This window comes from Lactiplantibacillus sp. YT640 (genome assembly GCF_049745435.1).
Taxonomy (GTDB): Bacteria; Bacillota; Bacilli; order Lactobacillales; family Lactobacillaceae; genus Lactiplantibacillus; species Lactiplantibacillus plantarum.
In genome coordinates, this window is sequence record NZ_JBMNVY010000012.1 from 55,510 (window position 1) to 73,736 (window position 18,227).

Genomic DNA, 18,227 nt, shown 5'->3' on the forward strand with positions numbered 1-18,227 from the left:
CAGTCCAAACAGTGTCCTTTAGACCTAGTAGGAATAGTCCTCAGCCGTCACGAAAAAAGCCCGTATCTGCCAATCGTGGTAAATACGGGCTTCTATATATACATGCTCCTGCTAAACAAGCACGATATTAGGTTACGATCTATCTGCGAGTCACTTACTTGCGCCGTAATTCCGTTGCGGCGAATTCCATAATCGCCATCAACACAATCAAACTAATCGGAAAAGCAATGACACTAACTGTTAAACTAGCCGTAATTTCAAAAAAGGTAAAAATTACCATTAATAACAATACGGCTGCAATCAACATGCCAGTTTCGGCCTTTCCCCAATGCTTAATCATCGTGTTAACCTCATTTCTATTTATTAGTCATCACGAGTTTAACATGTCTGATATCGCTTACTAGGCCTTATTGCTAAGAGTTCCATGAGAATTCTATTGGAGTAGCCGTGTCATCGTCGTCACCGCTAACCGACCACCGGCTTTTAAAGGTAAGAACAGCTGGTTACCAGCTTCAAAACCGAGTTTCTGCCAGAAGCTTGCGACCCCTTCATCAGCAGTAACGCGCGTTAGTTGGATCGCCGTTATATTCGCTTGAAGTGCCGCTTGCATCAGTCCGGTTACAATAACTCGGCCCACTGATTTACGTTGGTAAGCCTTATTGACCATGAGTAATCCAACGAATAAAAATTGTTCTTGTGGATACTGATTGAGTACATCTAAAACGGCTACTAAACGGTGTGCTAAGTAAAAACCAAAAACCTGTTTTTGTGCCGCCGCTAACTCGTCCGGGTGGGCCGTCAAATCATGTTGTACCTCAGTCATCGTTAGTGGTTCCGGTGAGAAATATTGATGATAGCGCGGATTACTTTGTTCCAGCTCTAGCAATGCTTCCTGGTCAGCTAAAGTTAGTAATCGGATCTCAAAATCCGGTAATTGTGCTTGTAATGTTGCTAATTTCATGATTCAATCCCAGACTTTCTCTAAATTATACCAAGTTTCACCAGCATGTTCGGAGTTCGCCACACCTTGATTAATAAAACCATTACGTTCATAAAACGGAATTAGTCGTTCCAAACAAGTCAACGCCATGCTTGTCCGCCCGTCTGCTTGAGCCTTCTCAGCTAGCGCGGTCAATAATTGACTACCGATCTGTTGGTGACGTGCTAGTGGCGAAACTGCCAACGTGAAAACCAGCTGATGGCCGCCACGTGGTAAGTTAGTCGGTGTCTCTACAAACATCTCATCTTCAATATAGCGGGCACCGACAGCTGGTCCCACGATAAAGCCAAGTACGACTGCACCATCGCGGGCGACCAGAAAAGTATCCGCTAATTTCTCAATGCGTTCGCGATAAGCAGCCTCGCTGCCAGCCTCTGCTTCTGAAAAACCAGATTTTTCGATCGCCATGATTTGTGGTAAATCCAGCATTTTAACAGGTGTAATTTCCATTGATTTTCGCCCTCCAATTCGTACGTATATTATAGCAAATGTCGGTCAATAGTTGACTAACTTAATTTTCCCCGAAAAACCAGTGTCGAACGTGTCGTTTTCAGAAATGTCATGCTATACTTGAATTGTGAATTCGGTTACATGCATTCGAATTCAATAATTCTAATCGAAATTAGGTGACCTTTATGCCCGCTCAATCAGCAGAACAATTATGGCATGCTTATAACGAAAGCACCGACACAAACGGGGCTTCTTATCAAACACGTTGGTTCGGTCAACAAAATAACCCTGCCGAAGTGACTGCTTTAGCCGACGCAATTCTGGCTGGGACGAAGACAGCGACAACCACGCCGCTGGACAGTTATACCGCGGAACAAATTGCCATTCCACAAGTTGGCGACTACAACGTCTTGCTAAATGGTGACATGAAACCGGTCGCGATTCTGAAAACGGTGGTGTCTGAACTCATTCCGTTTTATCGCATCTCGGCAGAACACGCTTACCATGAAGGCGATGGTGATCGCACAATTGGTGATTGGCGCAAGCGTAAGACGGCAGAATTCACCCCGACGTTAGAAGAACACGGCAAAAACCTCTCATCGGACACACCGATGGTCAGTGAAGTTTTTGAAGTCGTTTACCGCGCGGATTAATCAACAACGCTAACGGCCTAAGACGGATGTCTTGGGCTTTTTTATTAGAGTGTGAGGGGCCGCGGGTTGAAGCTGAGCATTGCCTAGCCAGCGGATTAATGCGATTTTTGCATTGATTCGTTGGCGTAGCAAGCGCAGGCTTCAGCGGCACGCCACGAAAAGTCCGTCCACAACGCACCTAATTTATTCACTAACCAAACGACAGTTTCAACCCCTCAACACCACTGTTTCTGGGCGATTTGACCAGACAAGCTGGCAGACTTAAAAAAAGAAGCTGCCAATTGTAAAAAATGCTTGTCCCCACGTCATTTTTCATTATAATTAAAGCTCGTACTAAACTTATTGTTTAGTTTAACAAAACTACCGATTCGAGGTGAATGTCATGGACATTGGTCAACGCATCCGCAACTTACGGATTCAAAAGCAACTCACGCAAGAAGAATTAGGCGAACGAACTGACCTTAGCAAGGGGTACATATCACAGTTAGAGCACAATCAGTCATCGCCTTCAATGGAGACGTTCTTCGCGATTCTTGAAGTACTCGGTTGTGCCCCCGCTGATTTTTTTGCGGCTGAGCAGCCCACTCACAAAGTGGTCTACCATCCAGCAGATCGGACCACGTATGACGATGAAGCCTTAGGATACCGTGTGAAATGGCTCGTACCCGCGTCTAACGAAAATCAGTTAGAACCGGTCACCGTCACACTGGCACCTAGTGGTCGCTTCAAATCTTTTGAGCCGTCGCCGGCAGAGACCTTTATTATGGTTCAAACCGGCACTTTAAGCTTACAGCTCGGAGCTCAGCAATATACTGCCACGGCGGGAGATACGCTGTACTTCCATGCGACTAAGACGCATCAGATTCGTAATCTTGGCACCACGTCCTGCACGTTCACCTTGGTTACGACCGCGTCCTACTTATAATCATGTCACAACCAATCGAGCTGGTATTAGGTTACACTAGCTTGGTACACGTTTTAAGGAGGTCTTTACTTTGGCGGTTAATACACAACCAATCATTCGATTGACAAATGTCACTAAAAGTTACGGGGAACATCAAGTTTTAAAAAACATCAACTTAGATCTTGAAGCGGGCAAATTCTATACGTTACTCGGTCCGTCTGGGTGTGGTAAAACAACCATTCTGCGTACCATTGCGGGGTTTACGGATGCCACTTCCGGTCAAGTTTACTTTGACGGTCAGGTCATCAACACTCTGCCGGCCAATCAGCGGCAAGTCAACACAGTCTTTCAAGATTACGCCCTTTTTCCACACATGAATGTCGCGGAAAACGTGGCATTTGGCTTGAAATTACACAAAGTTCCCAAGGATGAAATCGAGACGCGGGTCCAAAAAGCACTCGCAATGGTCCAACTAGCTGATCTTGGGGAACGTGAAATCAGTGAGATCTCTGGTGGACAACAACAACGAGTTGCCATTGCCCGGGCACTCGTTATGCAGCCTAAGGTCCTCTTACTCGACGAACCGTTATCGGCTCTCGATGCCAAACTGCGTAAGGATATGCAATATGAGTTGCGGGACCTTCAACAACGCCTGGGCATCACTTTTCTCTTTGTCACCCACGATCAGGAAGAAGCCTTGGCCATGAGTGATGAAATCTTTGTCATGAACGCTGGCGAGATTTTACAAGGTGGGTCCCCAGTTGATATTTACGATGAACCGATCAACCATTTCGTGGCGAACTTCATCGGTGAAAGTAACATTATTCCGGGTAAAATGCTCAAAGATTTTGAAGTAGAGTTTGTCGGCAAACAATTCGAATGCGCCGATGCGGGAATGCAGCCTAATGAAGTTGTCGAAGTCGTTCTTCGGCCTGAAGATCTCGACATTGTGGCCGCAGATCAAGGCAAGTTAGTCGTCACTGTCGACTCCCAACTATTTCGAGGCAATTATTTCGAAATCGTCGCTTACGATACCGATCATAACGAATGGCTCGTTCATTCAACTAACCCTGCCGCAGAAGGCGAACCGATCGGCCTGACCTTTGACCCACAAGACATTCACGTCATGCGGTTAAACGAGAGCGAAGCTGCTTTTGATGCTCGTCTTGAACAATACGAAGATGATTAGGAGGTGTCAACATGCAACCAAAACAACGATTAAGTCGTAACACCGCCTACTTTATCCCGTACATGTTGTGGATCATCCTCTTCGTCATTGCCCCAGTCCTATTGTTGATCTATCAATCATTCTTCAACATTAACGGGCAATTTACACTGGGCAACTACCAAACGTATTTTTCATCAAATACCTACTTAATGATGACGCTCAACTCTGTCTGGTACGCCTTCTTGATCACACTCGCAACATTATTGATCAGTTATCCGACGGCTTATTTACTCAACGAAACGAAGCATCCGCAGCTGTGGCTGCTCTTAATCATTATGCCAACATGGATCAACTTATTACTTAAGGCGTACGCTTTCATCGGCATTTTTAGTCAAGCCGGCATCGCCAACCAGTTTTTAAGTTTCATCGGAATCGGGCCCAAGCAATTGCTCTTTACTAATTTCAGCTTCATCTTTGTCGCGGCCTATATTCAGATTCCGTTCATGGTCCTGCCCATTTACAACTCGATTAGCGAACTGAACCCATCTTACGTCAATGCTAGTCGGGATCTCGGTGCCACAAATTGGCAGACCTTCAATCGGGTAATTTTCCCACTGACACTCCCCGGTGTGAAGGCTGGCATTCAAGCCGTCTTCATTCCCTCACTGTCACTCTTCATGTTGACCCGTTTAATTGGCGGCAATAAGGTGATTACACTCGGGACTGCGATTGAGGAACACTTCTTGACGACAATGAACTGGGGCATGGGTTCGACGATCGGGGTCGTCCTGATTATTGCGATGGTCATCATCATGTGGCTAACTGGCAGCAGTAAAAAGCGCGCACGAAAGGGGTTGACGAAATAATGACCTTACGTAACTTCAAGTGGCGCAACTTATACCTGTGGCTTGTTTTCATCGTGCTGTATGCGCCAATTATTTTTCTAGTCGTTTACTCCTTCAGCCAAGGTACGACTATGAACAACTTTCATGGTTTTACCTGGCAACATTACCAAGACTTATTCGCGGATAGCCGTTTAATTGCCATTTTTCTCGACACCATTTTGATTGCGCTCTTATCATCATTATTAGCAACTGTCATTGGCACGCTGGGGGCACTCGGAATCAATAGTACGACCAAACCGATTACCCGCAACACTTTGTTATCGTTGAACAATATCTTGATGGTTTCACCCGACGTCATCATCGGGGCCAGTTTCTTGATTTTCTTTACTGCCCTTAAAATTCCGCTCGGTTTTGGCTCAGTCTTGTTAAGCCATATTGCTTTTTCAATTCCAATCGTGGTCTTGATGGTGCTACCAAAAATTCAAGAAATGAGCACCAGTTTACTGGATGCCGCGGCTGACTTAGGTGCCAACAATTGGCAATTACTCAGCCAAATCATCGTGCCCTACATCATGCCCGGGATCTTTTCTGGCTTCTTCATGGCCCTGACCTACTCACTCGATGACTTCGCCGTCACTTTCTTCGTGACTGGAAACGGCTTTAGCACGCTGTCGGTTGAAATCTACTCACGGGCCCGTCAAGGCATCAACCTGGAAATCAACGCCCTGTCCGGTCTAATGTTCCTGATGGCACTGGTGTTAGTAATTGGCTACTACTTCATTAACCAATACAGTAGTCGGCACCGGCGGCCAGCAGTTAGGGGGCGGCGGAAGTGAAAAAATTATTAAGCATTATCGTTAGCTTACTAGTCGTCTGTGGCTTACTGGCCTTTGGCGCGCAACGCTTGCAGACGAGCTCTGGTAGTACTGGCAAAAAGGTTTTGAACCTATATACTTGGGGTGACTACATTGACCCTAGTCTGCTCACTAAGTTTCAAAAACAGACTGGCTATCACGTTAACGTCGAAACTTTCGATAGCAACGAAGCTATGTATACGAAAATCAAGCAAGGCGGCACCAGTTACGATCTGACCGTACCTAGTGATTACATGATTGAAAAAATGAAAAAAGCGCACTTACTCTTACCGCTCAATAAAAGTAAACTGACTGGAATGAAGAATTACGATCCGCGCTTCATGAACTTGGCCTTTGATCAACACAATCGTTACTCAGTCCCATATTTCTGGGGAACGCTTGGTATCATTTATAACGACAAGTACGTTCAGCCGGGCAGTATTCAACACTGGAATGATTTGTGGCAACGAAAATACCATAACAAAATTATGCTGATTGATAGCGCCCGCGACGTAATGGGGTTCGCCCTCGCATCAATGAATCAGTCCATGAACACGACCGATCCAGCCACTCTATTGGCTGCGCGAAACAAGCTTAACCGGCTATCACCAAACGTCAAGGCCGTCGTAGCGGATGAAATTAAAATGTACATGATCCAAAACGAAGCCGCAATCGCGGTCGATTGGTCCGGTGAGGCTAGTGAAATGTTGGCTGGCAATTCACACTTGCATTACGTTGTCCCATCCGAAGGGAGTAACTTGTGGTTTGATAACTTGGTCATTCCTAAAACGGCCAAACACTTTAAGGCGATTTACGCCTTCTTGAACTTTATGAGTGAACCCAAGAACGCCGCCCAAAATGCGGAATATATCGGTTACGCGACACCTAATCGGAAAGCCAAGGCGCTATTACCTAAGGCCATTCGCAACGATCGCCAATTTTACCCAGACAATAACACAATCAAGCATCTTCAAATCTATCAAGATTTATCACCAGCCAAAGTCGGCTTGTATAATGACCGTTATTTGGAATTTAAGATGCATCACTAATCGGATCAGCCTACTTGATTCAAATGACTGGCATCATTAGACAAAAGGACCTGACTTGAAACAGAGTGCTTCAAGTCAGGTCCTTTAATGTCTAGGCGCTTACTGCCATGTCAAGCCACTAATGATTAAAAATTTAATATTCGCGAGCACTACTAGCACTAGTACCAATCCTAAACTGAGCCGATTTAGCCAATAACGATCCGCGGTGGTTGGAAAGACGATAAATTGTAAGTTTAAAATGAGTAACGCGCAAAACGCACTGCTAGCCAACCACCAAAGTGCGGTAGAAAACAAGGTTATCAGTAAGCTGCCCGCTACCACTAGGGTAAACCACGGTTGAATTGGTGTTCGTATTGATTTAGTCGTCATTTTGACCGCCCCCTTATCATGCCTTAATTGTAAGGGGTGCCCGTAAAGTATCGTTAGTCCCAACAGCTGGTTACTTAATTGCCCGAATCAGCAACCAGCTGAGCCATTCGACGGTTAACTAGTCCAAAATAGCCACCACAGAAATTCGATTTCTGTGGTGGCTATTTATCATACTACTGGAATTAATTTAATGATTAATGATATAAGTCAAAACGCCCTTTACTGAAGACCGTTCCTAAATGCGCACTTTCCAAAAGTGAGCGGTCAGTAATAATTTTCTTCAATGCTGATGCCGCGTAGCCATGAACCGGTTTGTTACTACTGAAGATTTCACCAATACCGTCACGATCGCTCAATGAGGCCACGGTCCCACTAGATTCATAGTGGAACGTCGCCGTTGCTTGGTTATGACGCAAAGCGCCAATATTCTTGGCAGCTTGTTCGCCAGCTGCCAGTGCAATTTGAGCTGTGGTTGGATATGGCCGATTGCTTTCGGGATCCATCACTGCAGCGACATCCCCAACAATGAATACTTCGGGATGCCCTTCCAGTGATAAGTCGGGCTTAACTACGACCCGGTTACGGCGCTGATCAAAACCGGAATCAGCAATGACGTGTGAACCACTGACACCAACCGTCCAAATAATAGTGTTAGCCGTAAATTCATGTTCGTTCTTGTCCGCGTCACTGTAAACCACAGCACCCGGTTTGATGGCCTCAATAACGGCACCTAACCGCATTTCGACATTATTCTTTTCCATAAACTTCAAAGCGTAGTCCCGCAATTCCTGCGTAAACATCGGTAAAATTGATGGCATCCGTTCCAAACAAACTAACTTAGCAGCAGGTGTTTGATACTTCGCCTGCAATCTTGGTAACGTCTGGGTCAGTTCACCTAATAATTCGATTCCAGTGAACCCAGCACCACAGACCGCAATCTTCAAATCATTTTTGTCCTTACTGGTACGGTAGGCTTTAAACCGTTCTTCCAAATGTTCATAAACAGCCTGTGAAGTTGCCAAATCATCCATTGGCAAGGCATTTTCATCGGCGCCAGCTACCCCAAATGTTTCTGACTGGAAGCCCAATGCTAATACTAAGTAGTCATAGGTCATTTCAGGATGATCTTCAAAGGTCACTTGTTTTTGTTCAATATCAACGCTCTTGACCGTTGCTTGAACGAACTGGACCCGCTTACCGATAATATCTGGAATCTGATAAGTAATTCGATCAGGTGCGATCGTCCCCGCTGCGACTTCGTGTAAATTAGTCTTCTCCGTATGCGTCGGTGTCTGATCAACAAGAATGATTTCATCCTCAGTTGGTAGACTCTTCTGTAAAAACTTGACGGCTCGCATCCCTGCGTAACCCCCACCTAACACCAAAGTTGTTGCCATGATTTATTAACCCCTTTCATTATTCCTGTTGACTAATGCCGCCTGTCCAGCAATTGTGCTAACCTGCGTTGATCACATTAATCCAGTTATAACTTGATAACTACATGGTACACTCTTCACGCCTAAAATTCAGCTAAAACGCCACGCCATTTTAATTGTTCACAATTAATCTAGTTTAGTGATTAAACTTACTCAATATGCTGGGTGACATTAGCCGTGACTAACGACAGACTTTCAAACAAAACTTGTTGTTGGCCCGGCGTTAGCTGCTCACCAACCAAGTCTGCACACCACTGCTCATAAGCATGCAATTCCGGGTACAACGCTTGCCCAACGCTCGTTGGGTACAAACACCGGACCTTTTTATTCTCTGGATGTGTCTGCTTAATCACGTAACCTTTTTTTATTAAGTTCTGAACGGCGCGATAATTCGTGGTTCGATCCATCTTCATTTGGTCAGCCAATTGACTAAAAAATAGGCCAGGCTGCTCACAAATTCGAATTAAATAAATAAACTGATTGTTATTGAGGCCGTATTTCGCAAAACGTTGATTACCCTCGTTCGTGACGATTCGCGACAACGTGCCCATCAATCTTAATGTTGGTATCATAGAAGCTCCTTTTTATTATTGCATATGCAATCATTTGATGATAAACTTAGCACTATGCTAAGGAGGCATCACCATGTGGTCGATTAAAACATTCTCAGAACTAACAACAACTGAATTATACGCTATTTATGAATTGCGCGTCAAAACGTTTGTTGTTGAACAACAGCGCATCTATCAGGAAGTCGATGATACTGATTTAAAAGCTTATCATGTCTTTAAAACCGTCAATCAAAATATTGTTGCATACGCACGAATCTTTACAGAAGATGACCATCTCTCCTTCGGCCGGGTCGTGGTGGACAAAAACCAACGCGGACAACACTTGGGCGCTGATTTAATGGCCCATATCGAACAGGTCGTACAGGAACACTATGCTGATTTGCCAATTCAAATTGAAGCCCAAGTGCCAGTACAAAGATTTTACCAGCATTTCGGCTTCACTTCGAGCGGTACCCCTTTTCTATTCAACCACACGCCCCACATCAAAATGACTAAACCTGCGCGACAACGCCAATAGCTGAGCACATCACATCGGCACATATGCGGGGACAAGAGCTGACTTAGCGCTATGCTGATTAGAATCCAAAACTCAAAACGCGTGACTCGGACCACAATCCGAATCACGCGTTTTTAATTGACTCATTTATTCAGCTTTAGATAACCGTTCAACGTCACGCACAATCATCAACTCTTCATTAGTTGGGACAACCATGACCGTTACCGGTTCGTCATCTTTGCTAATAATTTGTTCCTTACCGTGCATATGATTCTTTTCATCATCCACTGTCACGCCAAAGTATCCTAAAGCTTTAGTGACGCGTTCGCGGATCATCCATGAGTTTTCACCCACACCAGCCGTGAAGACAAGGGCATCAATTCCGTTCATTTCAGCAATATAGCTGCCGACATACTTCACAACCCGGTTAACAAAAATATCAATTGCTAGTTTTGACCGTTCACGGGTATCTTGCGTCTTATCAAGATCACGCATATCAGGTGACAAACCTGAAATACCAAGTAACCCTGACTTATGATTCAAAATATCAACAAAGTCTTCCACATCAGAGATCCCTAAATGGCGCATCAAGAATGGAATAATTGAGGCATCAATATCACCGGAACGGGTACTCATGGTAATCCCAGCTAGCGGCGTAAAGCCCATTGAAGTGTCGACGGCTTTACCATGATCAAAAGCCGTGATCGAAGCACCCGACCCTAAATGTAATGTCACTAATTTAAGCGAATCCAATGGTTTCCCCAATAGTTGGGCCGTCCGATTAGCAACGTAACGATGACTTGTGCCATGTGCCCCATACTTCCGCGCGCCAAATTTCTCATAATAATCGTAAGGAATACTATATAGGTAATTAACTTTAGGCATATCCGCATACAGCGAAGTGTCAAACACGGCTACTTGAGTCGCTTTTGGTAATAAATCACGGAATACTTCAATATAATAAGCCTGCGTTGGATTATGTAGCGGCGCATACTCAGATAAATCTTTGATTTTTTTCAAGGTTTGCGAGGTAATAACGACAGAGTCTTTGAAATCTTCGCCACCCGCAACAACCCGATGACCAACCCCAGTGATTTCACTAAGATGAGTCACAATATTATCGCTCTTCAGCCGTGTTAAGACCATTGCAGCGGCTTCTTTTGCATCAATTTGATCCTTAGTTTCAGAATATTTACTACCATCCGCCTTCTTAATTGTGAAAACGGAATCTGGCAATCCCAGCCGATCAACCATTCCCGATGCGATTACCGTTTCTTCGGGAACACTGAAAAGCTTCCATTTTAAAGTTGAACTGCCGGCGTTAATTGCTAAAATTTTTGCCATGACTATTTTTCCTCCATCCATCATCAAGTGTGCCTAATGCCAGTTTAACTAATAGTGGATACGCTTTCAAGGATTTGTTCACAAACTTTCAATTTTCATAACATTGCAAACTTAATTGTCGGCATATTATTTCTTTCATAAGGCGAAATTAGCCTATAATATAGTTAATAGAAAGTGAGGCGATCATGATGAAAAAAACGTTTACTTGGTCCGTCAGCAACGGCTTTGCTGTCCTCCTCCTGACCGTGGGAACAATTCTTGCTATCATCACTCTTGGTATTAGCTTTGGTTCACCAATCAGTGTCGACGCCATGGTCACAGCAGCGGCTCTGTGGCTAGCCGGTGTCGTCTTCTTACATCCAGCCCCTGTGAGAATTCTAATTCCCGTCATCACATTAGTCAGTCTCAGCCTTGGTTACGCCACCTACTTTAGCACGTCCGGTTCATGGTTGCTTGCGATTTTAGCGACCATTATCACAGCCGGCATCATCAGCTACGGTTTTAGTCTCCGCAAGAGCATTCGCCAACACCACAGCCATTGGTACGATTAACTTCCTAGTCTGATTCATTTTCTTCTAAATCAAAATCGTCAATCTAAACATCGCAACAGGCATCGGCGCCCTTATCGCGATGCTTTTTTATTTAGCTTTCAATCCAGATTGTTACCCCGTATCAGTTTTTCAAAGGCAAAAGTGACCAGCTAAGATTCGCTGGAAAAAATTCGGAATAGCATGCACCCGTCTGGCTAGTTCGTCCTACATTGACTCCCAGGCATTTTCGCCAATTGCTGGAACACGACGAGCCCAGATTCAAGCCGCCGAAGCCCGCGTCTTAAATATTGGTCTGCCGCAGCTTAACCATCATTTAAGGCCACATCACAGAGCCCCGCCCGGCATCATCAATCAACAGCAGACAAACACGAACAGATGTTTTATAATAGGAAGCGACTAAATTCAGAAGGGATGCTCCGATGGCAACTAGGATTGGAATTCGACAATTGGTAGAATTCGTCTTGCGACAAGGCGATTTAAATGAAGTAAAGAATAGCCAGAACACTGCATTGAACGGTGCTAAGATTCATCGTCAGCTCCAGAGTAGTCGTGGTGAAGACTATGATAGCGAAGTTTACCTGAAAAAAATTGTGACGATGAACGATACTGATTACATTATCGCGGGTCGGGCAGACGGGATTCAGTTAAATGATGATGGGGCGTTGATTGAAGAAATCAAAACATCCGATCAAGTCTTCGAGGACTTAAGTACCAACACGTTGACACTTTACTGGGGGCAGATCAAAGTCTACGGTTACCTGTTACTGCAAGAACATCCCGATCTTGAGCAGGTCACGTTGCAGCTGACCTACTTTCAAGTCATCAATGAAAAAATCACGAAGACCCAGCAAATCCTTCACCGGGCTGAACTAGACGCATTCTTCCACGACTTAATTACAGAATATGAATACTGGTTGACATTACGAGCCGATTTACGACGACAACGAAACGCTTCTATTGAAGACTTGCCATTTCCGTTTCCAGCTTTTCGGCCGGGCCAACATGAATTGGCTGGCGCTGTTTATAAGACAATTCGGTTGCAAAAACGCCTCTTTGTCGAAGCACCAACTGGGACGGGGAAAACGATCTCAACGCTATTTCCGGCTATCAAAGCAATGGGCGAAGACGTGATTGAGCGCCTCTTTTACCTGACCGCTAAGCAAAGTACGCGCCACGTTGCTGAAGAAGCGGTCACGCTAATGAGTCATGACGGACTCAAACTGAAAAGCATTACGCTAACTGCCAAGGATCAGATTCGGTTTCCCGAGGAACAAGATGTACTTCCGGAAGATAATCCTTATATGATTGGCTACTACGACCGACTTAAACCAGCACTCAAGGATCTGTTGACCCATGAAGACCAGATTACCCGTTCCGTGATTGAACAGTATGCTCGCAAGCATACTGTCGATCCGTTTGAATTTTCACTCGACACGTCGCTCTTCTGTGATGTGATTATTTGTGACTACAACTATCTTTTTGACCCATTAGTCTATTTACAACGATTCTTTAGCGAACGTGATGACGACAACTTTTTCCTTATCGATGAAGTCCACAACCTTGTTAGTCGCTCCCGTGATATGTACTCTGCAGCCGTTAGTGACCAGCCAATCAGTGCGTTGCTAAAATTAGCCAAGCCCGATAAAAGTCAGCCAAGTGACGACTTACAACGCGAACTCAAGAAAGTCCGGCGTAGTTTTACGCGCATCAGTAAAACCTTGATTGATGACCAAGTAACGGAACAGGTGCTACCTGATCCCCCGGACAAATTATTACGCACCCTCAGAACATTTAATGAATTTGTGACTGACTGGTTGGCGCAACAAAAGCCGGGGCCACTGCTCGACGCCGTCCGTGACTATTTCTTCGCCTGTCTGACCTTTGTTAAAATTGGCGACCTATATGATGGCAGCTACCAGACGCGCTTCGTCCTTGACGGTCATCACTTAACGATCAAGGAACTCTGCCTAGATCCCAGTGACTTTCTTAATCGGTCATTAGAGCTCGGCAGTGGTGCTGTCCTATTTTCTGCGACGCTGACCCCGATGGCTTACTACCAGCGGGTGCTTGGCGGTGAAGCCAACAGTTTGGCCTACCAGCTTCCATCACCATTTCCACCAAAGCATCAGGCCATTCTCGTCACCCAGTACGTCCAGACAACGTATCACGAACGCGAACATAACGTGCCCCGGATTATTGCCAGCTTGCACGCCATGTTGACGGCTAAACATGGCAACTACCTCGTGTTCTTTCCGTCGTATGGCTATCTGTTGCAGATCAAAACTGCCTTTGAAGCCGCCTACCCTGATGTGGCAACTACCGCCCAAGCCTCGACGATGGATGCAACTGCCCGGCAGACCTTTTTGAACCAGTTTCAGTCAGCACCCTCGCAAACCTTACTCGGTTTCTGCGTACTGGGTGGTATCTTCTCCGAAGGCATTGACTTACGTGGCGACCGTTTGATTGGAGTCGCTATCGTCAGTGTCGGTCTGCCGGGTATCAACCCTGAAACGAACTTGATTCGTGACTACTACGACCATCAAAACGGCTTAGGATTCGCCTACGCTTACCAACTGCCAGGCATGAACAACGTCTTACAGGCTGCTGGACGCCTGATCCGCAGTGCCAAGGACACCGGAATCGTTCTCTTGTTAGACCAACGCTTCGCTAGTCGGCGCTACACAGATTTATTTCCAGCACATTGGCAGTACTATCAGACGATCCAATCAGTCCCGCAGCTCGAAGCAACGATTGCCAACTTTTGGCACCAAATGGAGGTGACTCATTAATGAAGACTAAATTAACTAAACAACTTGAAAGTACTCTCTATCAGTACTGTCTAGAACAGGGCGCCTACGTGGTTGAAGAAGTTGCGATGCCCGCTGATAAAGGGATCGTTGATACATTAAGCTATCAACAACTCCCCGATGGTCAGATTGAATGGCGTTGCTACGAATTGAAAGTCACCAAAGCAGATTTTCATTCAAAGGCCAAACTTTCATTTATCGGTCATACAATTACTTTGTCTTGCCGCAACAACTTTACCTAGAAGTTCAATCGGAAATTCCAGACCATATTGGTGTATTGATCTACCGTGCTTTTGATCAGCGGGCCCTAGAGCTCGCACCCCAACCGTTGCGAACGTCTGGTTTCCTAACTGTCGCTAAGAAAGCCCAACGCCAAGACTTACAAGTCGAGCAAACGCCCCTTATCAGTCACTTTATCACATCGCTCTTTCGTGAGGTCGATAAAGCCAAGCGTGTGAAGAAAGGACTACAGCTCTACTCTGATGATCAACTCTTCAAAGAATTACGCAAACGGGCCCGCACCGGCTACGACGTTTATGATCCTGAACAAAACTTGTACGATCGCTTCATCGATGACACCCAGAATGACGCGGTGACTGCGCTACAAACAGAATTAGATGCCCGCAATGCCGAATATCAGACACTCAAACTAAAATATCAGGCGCTAACGGCACCAGATCTGCGTGACCAGTTATGAGCACTTACTACCCCTATCTACGTGGACGGATGTATGATTTGTTAGCCTTAAGAACATTGTGCGAGCAACACCAACTTGGCCCACACATCATCCCAGTAATTGAACCAGTCCGTGACTCCAAAGAATTACAACAAACAGTCACGACTTTTATTGAAGCCCAACAACCATTTAGCATTATTGCGAATCCCCAAGTGAGTGTCTATGGTCTTAATACCGTTAAGCTCCATCCACTTCCGGATCTGCGTCCCTACCCATTTTACCGGCCGGGCGCAATTCTTGCGGCTGATTTTAGTCGCGACTTTCTGACAACCACTCCTGGTCAAACAAGCTTGCTCATCGCGCCTAACTATCCGTTGCTTAAGGCCTATCAGCATACGACCACTTTACAGCATGCTGGTCATGTCCTAATCCCTGATGAAGCGCGTTTGCACCAACTATTACCACAACACGCGGTCTTATTGACTGATCCCGTGGCAACCCCAGCGCACGTTGCGGACTATCAAGAAATAACTGACGCCTATTTTGCCCCCGCTAACTGGCACCAAACACCGGTTGGCTTTGATGGTTTTGGCGATTACTCACTCATGGGCCGACCCTATTTTGACCACGGTATGCCATCACGCGCAATTGCATTACATCTTATTTATGTTACGGTTAACGGTGACCTGCGCATCCATCATTTTGTTTCGGACAGCAATGCCAATATGCGTGGTCAAAAGCAAAAGTTTTTTGAAGCATTAACAAAGCTCACCGACTGGGCACCCGCACACCTGACGGGACTCAATCGCACCCCCGCGCTTGCCACCCTATTGGCCTACGCTGAGGGTGATAAATTCCCAGGGTTAGGAATAATTAAGAAATTAGCAATCATGCACCACTTTCAATTGATGCACCGACTACTAGCACTGAATTGAGGAGAAATGATGGCAAAACAAGAATCTGCTTGGAAACAAATGATCCATTTCTATCGTCATGATTACGAAGAGCAACATGCTCCGATGTTATACGGCGACGTTTGGCTGAAGACCAAATCACATGACCGGCTTCTACTGGGGTTAAGTGACCAAGGACAACACAAACTGGGTGTCGTTCATCAACTCGATTTACCAACTAAGGGCCAGCACCTCGTGGCAGGTGATCCGCTCGTCACGATTACGGACGATCAAGGGGCGCATCTGGTGTCAACACCCTTTAGTGGCACCGTTCAGAAGCTTAACAAAGACCTACAAGCGGCACCCCAATCGCTCATTAACAATAAACAAACCGACAACTGGCTGGTCCAATTAAAGGCCGACTAATTTCGAGTTACCAAAAGTAAGTTGGCTGACATTCAAACAAACGCTTACATTTCCACTAAAAGAACTCGTAAATTGGCTTAACTAAGCTTAGTCACGACATCAGCGGTTGCCAGTCCCAGTGATATCACGCTTCGAACTTTAATCACAACATTTGGTTATGTTAACCAACAGACACCGTCTTCATTTGTAAACAGCCTTGATTGACCCGCTCAGAAACAATTGCGCCGCGCGTTATATTACAAAAGATTACAAAACACGCCGTTTATTACAAGAATTAGGGTAATTCGTAAAACTCCTGCTATTTCCCTGTCACAATCGCCAGTTATACTAGGTACCATTGAGTGCTTGGAAGATTCGCGGGGCCAAGCCAAATTCGGACTAAAAAATAGGAGTGTACATTACAAATGAAGATTAAGAATGCTTTATTATCAACTGCTGCCGCTACTGCTAGTCTCTTTGCCATTGGTGCTACCGCTCAAGCTGCTACGGTAACTGTTAAAGCCGGTGACACGGTTTCTGCCATTGCTGCTGACCATAACACGACGATTGATGCAATCCAACAAGCTAACCACTTAAAAGACGTTAACTTGATCTTAGTTGGTCAACAACTTGAAGTAAATGGTGATAGCACTACCACGACTTCAACACAGACGACTCAACAAACGACCACGACACAATCATCAGCTCAGACTAGTCAAACTCAAGCTCAACCGAGCCAAGCTAGCCAGACCCAATCAAGTCAAACACAAACTAGCAAACCTGCTGCTCAGACGACTCAAACGTCTAGTTCAACATCAAACTATAGCAACAATGGTTCTGATAGTGCTGCTAAGACTTGGATTGCTGGTAAAGAATCTGGTGGTTCATATTCTGCTCGTAACGGTCAATACATCGGTAAGTACCAATTAAGTGCTTCATACTTAAACGGTGACTACTCCGCTGCCAACCAAGAACGTGTTGCTAACAGTTATGTTGCTTCACGTTATGGCTCATGGAGCAACGCCAAGAGTCACTGGCTTGCTAATGGCTGGTACTAAGAAGCCACTCTAAATTAATAAACAAATGCAAAGATTGCGGATCATTTCTGATTCGCAATCTTTTTTTCTACTATTAAATCCGTGCTGAAGCACGTGTGTCCCCCACCAATACCCATTATAAAGTTACTCAGTTGCTAAGTGACTTTATAATGGGCCTTAGAGCATGCTGACAACCCGTTATTTAGATATGCGATATGCTTATTCTGGCAACCGCTTTAATACGGACACGATCCAGACCTGCTAGTTGTCCCCCCAATCGACGACCCACTCTCCCAACCAAAATACCACATGTTTTTATTTAACAATTCACCAACCTTAACGGAGAAAATCCAACTAATTTCCTGACTAAGTACAGTCCCGAACCCCCGACAGTTTGACGACTAGTCCACAACGACAACCACATACCATTCAGCTATGGCGTAATACTAACCCAGTAACGTTTTAGTAGCGATCGTCATGGGCTACTTTTGGCATAAACCTACTATAGTAATACTTAATTAATCGACGCCTTCGTTAACCAACCACAATTGACTACACGATGCGCAACTTCTATCAATTATCTGCTTTACCGAAAAATAATTAGTCAGTGCCACGTCTCCAAGCAATAAAATGACTAGGGTCCGTCTTAAAACTACTTAAGTAAGATGCAAATTGAGGCAATGTAGACCGTAGCCAGATAAACATGAGCGAGCTTATC

At 45.2% G+C, this 18,227-nt stretch carries 19 protein-coding genes and 1 pseudogene; 13 read left to right on the top strand and 7 right to left on the bottom strand.

What is annotated here, in order from left to right:
* Positions 1 to 154: 154 nt before the first annotated feature.
* From ACOV1R_RS09260 to ACOV1R_RS09270, 3 genes are all read right to left on the bottom strand, one after another.
* Positions 155 to 340: a hypothetical protein gene (locus ACOV1R_RS09260; protein ID WP_003641899.1), complete on the bottom strand. Its 186-nt coding sequence runs from the start codon at positions 338 to 340 to the stop codon at positions 155 to 157.
* Positions 341 to 433: 93 nt separating this feature from the next.
* Positions 434 to 961 carry a GNAT family N-acetyltransferase gene (locus tag ACOV1R_RS09265; protein WP_097558091.1) on the bottom strand — a complete coding sequence of 176 codons (528 nt, stop codon included), beginning with the start codon at positions 959 to 961 and terminating at the stop codon, positions 434 to 436.
* 3 nt (positions 962 to 964) lie between these two features.
* Positions 965 to 1,450 carry a GNAT family N-acetyltransferase gene (locus tag ACOV1R_RS09270; protein ID WP_003641897.1) on the bottom strand — a complete coding sequence of 162 codons (486 nt, stop codon included), beginning with the start codon at positions 1,448 to 1,450 and terminating at the stop codon, positions 965 to 967.
* 185 nt (positions 1,451 to 1,635) lie between these two features.
* On the opposite strand from ACOV1R_RS09270, the gene ACOV1R_RS09275 reads away from it, so the two are divergent.
* The 6 genes from ACOV1R_RS09275 (at position 1,636) to ACOV1R_RS09300 (ending at position 6,923) form a co-directional block, all read left to right on the top strand.
* Positions 1,636 to 2,103, top strand: coding sequence for an ASCH domain-containing protein (locus ACOV1R_RS09275; protein WP_003641896.1), 468 nt, complete (start codon positions 1,636 to 1,638; stop codon positions 2,101 to 2,103).
* Positions 2,104 to 2,485: 382 nt separating this feature from the next.
* Positions 2,486 to 3,028 (top strand): helix-turn-helix domain-containing protein, encoded by a 543-nt coding sequence (locus tag ACOV1R_RS09280; protein ID WP_097558090.1) that lies wholly within the window; start codon positions 2,486 to 2,488, stop codon positions 3,026 to 3,028.
* 70 nt (positions 3,029 to 3,098) lie between these two features.
* Positions 3,099 to 4,196, top strand: coding sequence for an ABC transporter ATP-binding protein (locus ACOV1R_RS09285; RefSeq protein ID WP_003641894.1), 1,098 nt, complete (start codon positions 3,099 to 3,101; stop codon positions 4,194 to 4,196).
* A gap of 11 nt (positions 4,197 to 4,207) precedes the next feature.
* Positions 4,208 to 5,041: an ABC transporter permease gene (locus tag ACOV1R_RS09290; RefSeq protein ID WP_003643740.1), complete on the top strand. Its 834-nt coding sequence runs from the start codon at positions 4,208 to 4,210 to the stop codon at positions 5,039 to 5,041.
* Entirely contained in the window at positions 5,041 to 5,856 is an 816-nt protein-coding gene (locus tag ACOV1R_RS09295) for an ABC transporter permease (protein ID WP_003643739.1), read from the top strand. Before ACOV1R_RS09290 ends, ACOV1R_RS09295 begins: the two co-directional genes overlap by 1 nt.
* The gene (locus ACOV1R_RS09300) at positions 5,853 to 6,923 is read left to right on the top strand and encodes an ABC transporter substrate-binding protein (protein WP_003643738.1); all 1,071 of its coding nucleotides are present in this window, start codon (positions 5,853 to 5,855) and stop codon (positions 6,921 to 6,923) included. Before ACOV1R_RS09295 ends, ACOV1R_RS09300 begins: the two co-directional genes overlap by 4 nt.
* Positions 6,924 to 7,022: 99 nt before the next feature.
* Here ACOV1R_RS09300 and ACOV1R_RS09305 read toward each other — a convergent pair whose 3' ends face one another.
* The 3 genes from ACOV1R_RS09305 to ACOV1R_RS09315 all read right to left on the bottom strand — a co-directional run bounded on the left by ACOV1R_RS09305 (position 7,023) and on the right by ACOV1R_RS09315 (position 9,300).
* The gene (locus tag ACOV1R_RS09305; protein WP_011100963.1) at positions 7,023 to 7,355 is read right to left on the bottom strand and encodes a hypothetical protein; all 333 of its coding nucleotides are present in this window, start codon (positions 7,353 to 7,355) and stop codon (positions 7,023 to 7,025) included.
* Between the two features lie 131 nt (positions 7,356 to 7,486).
* Entirely contained in the window at positions 7,487 to 8,689 is a 1,203-nt protein-coding gene (locus ACOV1R_RS09310; protein ID WP_003641886.1) for an NAD(P)/FAD-dependent oxidoreductase, read from the bottom strand.
* Positions 8,690 to 8,877: 188 nt separating this feature from the next.
* Positions 8,878 to 9,300 carry a MarR family winged helix-turn-helix transcriptional regulator gene (locus tag ACOV1R_RS09315; RefSeq protein ID WP_217203222.1) on the bottom strand — a complete coding sequence of 141 codons (423 nt, stop codon included), beginning with the start codon at positions 9,298 to 9,300 and terminating at the stop codon, positions 8,878 to 8,880.
* Positions 9,301 to 9,373: 73 nt separating this feature from the next.
* Here ACOV1R_RS09315 and ACOV1R_RS09320 point away from each other — a divergent pair, with 73 nt between their 5' ends.
* Complete coding sequence (locus ACOV1R_RS09320; RefSeq protein WP_015379731.1) at positions 9,374 to 9,817, top strand: GNAT family N-acetyltransferase; 444 nt, start codon at positions 9,374 to 9,376, stop codon at positions 9,815 to 9,817.
* Positions 9,818 to 9,943: 126 nt separating this feature from the next.
* On the opposite strand, the gene ACOV1R_RS09325 is transcribed toward ACOV1R_RS09320, so the two are convergent.
* Positions 9,944 to 11,140 carry an acetate/propionate family kinase gene (locus ACOV1R_RS09325; protein WP_003643729.1) on the bottom strand — a complete coding sequence of 399 codons (1,197 nt, stop codon included), beginning with the start codon at positions 11,138 to 11,140 and terminating at the stop codon, positions 9,944 to 9,946.
* Positions 11,141 to 11,328: 188 nt separating this feature from the next.
* Here ACOV1R_RS09325 and ACOV1R_RS09330 point away from each other — a divergent pair, with 188 nt between their 5' ends.
* The 6 genes and pseudogenes from ACOV1R_RS09330 to ACOV1R_RS09355 all read left to right on the top strand — a co-directional run bounded on the left by ACOV1R_RS09330 (position 11,329) and on the right by ACOV1R_RS09355 (position 17,530).
* A complete protein-coding gene (locus ACOV1R_RS09330; protein WP_003646418.1) occupies positions 11,329 to 11,691 on the top strand; it encodes a hypothetical protein in 363 nt (120 codons plus the stop codon).
* Between the two features lie 419 nt (positions 11,692 to 12,110).
* On the top strand, positions 12,111 to 14,480 hold the full coding sequence (locus ACOV1R_RS09335; RefSeq protein ID WP_015379730.1) for an ATP-dependent DNA helicase: 2,370 nt from the start codon (positions 12,111 to 12,113) through the stop codon (positions 14,478 to 14,480).
* Positions 14,480 to 15,195: pseudogene (locus ACOV1R_RS09340) on the top strand (hypothetical protein). The gene ACOV1R_RS09335 and the pseudogene ACOV1R_RS09340 overlap by 1 nt, the downstream one beginning before the upstream one ends.
* A complete protein-coding gene (locus tag ACOV1R_RS09345; RefSeq protein ID WP_021356464.1) occupies positions 15,192 to 16,109 on the top strand; it encodes a sce7725 family protein in 918 nt (305 codons plus the stop codon). The pseudogene ACOV1R_RS09340 and the gene ACOV1R_RS09345 overlap by 4 nt, the downstream one beginning before the upstream one ends.
* Positions 16,110 to 16,118: 9 nt before the next feature.
* The gene (locus tag ACOV1R_RS09350; protein ID WP_016511439.1) at positions 16,119 to 16,493 is read left to right on the top strand and encodes a glycine cleavage system protein H; all 375 of its coding nucleotides are present in this window, start codon (positions 16,119 to 16,121) and stop codon (positions 16,491 to 16,493) included.
* Between the two features lie 404 nt (positions 16,494 to 16,897).
* The gene (locus ACOV1R_RS09355; protein WP_097558089.1) at positions 16,898 to 17,530 is read left to right on the top strand and encodes a LysM peptidoglycan-binding domain-containing protein; all 633 of its coding nucleotides are present in this window, start codon (positions 16,898 to 16,900) and stop codon (positions 17,528 to 17,530) included.
* The last annotated feature ends 697 nt before the right edge of the window (positions 17,531 to 18,227 follow it).